Genomic DNA, 1,381 nt, shown 5'->3' with positions numbered 1-1,381 from the left:
AAAAGATAAAGAGTTATTAAAAAATATTGCTTACCAGATCGACCTGCTAAATACACTTGGAGGTGGTGTAAGTGAAACATATGTAGACATAAAGAAGCTTAAGAAAGGTGCTCTTATCAATGTATGGGCAGCAGGCGTAAACCCAGAGTCTTTCAAAGTTGTGCTCAACAACAACCAACTAACCCTTTTCTCTGTGCTACAAAGCGAAGAAAAACCTGAGATGGCTGCACCTATGTTTAATAGAACATTTATGTTGCCTCCGCAAGTTAATTTAGGAGGTATAGAAGCTGTTTATGAGGATGGACAGCTACAGGTAAGGCTACCATACTATGAGGATGCTGGCAAACCACGCGAAATAGAAATCAAGCAGTTATAACAGAAAGCAGGGGCTATCAAATAGATAGCCCCTGCTTTTTCTGCTTATCAGACTAACACTATAGAAACTTCGCTTTGATGATAGAAGTAAGAAAATCATATACTTCTACCGTTTCTTTGTCAAAACTAAACGTATTGAACCTTTCCGCAGTAGTCTGCTTGACCCGGCATCCGTTTTCCACCATCATAAAGATCAACTCGCGCAAGCGGTAAGGGTGCCCAGCAATGTTAAGCACACATACCACATCACTGTTTTCCACCTGCAAAAACATATGTTGCACGTGGTTCTCGTCGGCCATTATTTTCTCTTGCCTCTTGTCCATACTCTTTTTGCCTATAGTGCTATAAGTATAAAAGAGCATAAAAAGTGCCCAGCGTACTATTTGAATAAGGCCTGAAGTATAAATTTCCTGCTTAACGTTTGCTTTAACTTTGCCTTATACAAAGCTGCCTGCTTTAACGCCTCGGGTGCTCTTTGCGCCAGCCTACAACAAAAAATATGATCCATATAGGATAGAATGGCGACACGACAGAAGCCAGGTAAGGGTCTACCGCAAAAAACAGCACTACCTGCAGCAACAGGCATAGCACTACTCCTGAAAGAGCTATTTTATAGTATGGGTTTTGTAGATTCATGGGCTTGTAAACCAGGGAATAAAAAAAACCCGCCTGTTTTACGGGCGGGTATTCATTAAACGGAAGGCCTGGGCCCTTGTTATACTCTTTTCTACGATGATAGGCGGATCATCCTCCTTGGTTACCACCAGTTTAAATTTATTATCAGCATCGCGATAAAAGATAAAGGTTTTAAGATTTTCGTACGCTGTACTGAATATCTTCCTTGTTCTCCTATCTGCGACAAAATTACATTTATCTAACGTTATGTTTCGTAATAACTTCATATCCCTACATTCTCCTGGTATTTTAACGGTAAACCCCTACAATAATGTTTCAAAAAACAGAAAGGTGCAAGAAGATTCTTTTTATATTAATACTATTGATAAAC

At 39.6% G+C, this 1,381-nt stretch carries 3 protein-coding genes; 1 reads left to right on the top strand and 2 read right to left on the bottom strand.

Translation table 11 applies throughout. The features are described 5' to 3' along the window. Positions 1 to 376, top strand: a 376-nt coding sequence (locus tag ACFQ2O_RS21645) for an Hsp20/alpha crystallin family protein (RefSeq protein ID WP_377532991.1), incomplete at its 5' end; no start/stop codon positions are given. 58 nt (positions 377 to 434) lie between these two features. Here ACFQ2O_RS21645 and ACFQ2O_RS21640 read toward each other — a convergent pair. Together ACFQ2O_RS21640 and ACFQ2O_RS21635 are read right to left on the bottom strand one after the other, a co-directional pair. Further along, entirely contained in the window at positions 435 to 698 is a 264-nt protein-coding gene (locus ACFQ2O_RS21640; protein ID WP_377532989.1) for a hypothetical protein, read from the bottom strand. A gap of 133 nt (positions 699 to 831) precedes the next feature. After that, positions 832 to 1,011 carry a hypothetical protein gene (locus ACFQ2O_RS21635; RefSeq protein WP_377532987.1) on the bottom strand — a complete coding sequence of 60 codons (180 nt, stop codon included), beginning with the start codon at positions 1,009 to 1,011 and terminating at the stop codon, positions 832 to 834. Positions 1,012 to 1,381: the final 370 nt, after the last annotated feature.

Source organism: Pontibacter rugosus (assembly GCF_042678745.1).
Classification (GTDB): Bacteria; Bacteroidota; Bacteroidia; order Cytophagales; family Hymenobacteraceae; genus Pontibacter; species Pontibacter rugosus.
This window is presented reverse-complemented; position numbering and strand designations above follow the sequence as displayed.

Bases quoted from the DNA above. Each gene is read 5' to 3' on its own strand.
- ACFQ2O_RS21640 (WP_377532989.1), bottom strand. From the start codon at position 698: ATGGACAAGAGGCAAGAGAAAATAATGGCCGACGAGAACCACGTGCAA.
- ACFQ2O_RS21635 (WP_377532987.1), bottom strand. From the start codon at position 1,011: ATGAATCTACAAAACCCATACTATAAAATAGCTCTTTCAGGAGTAGTG.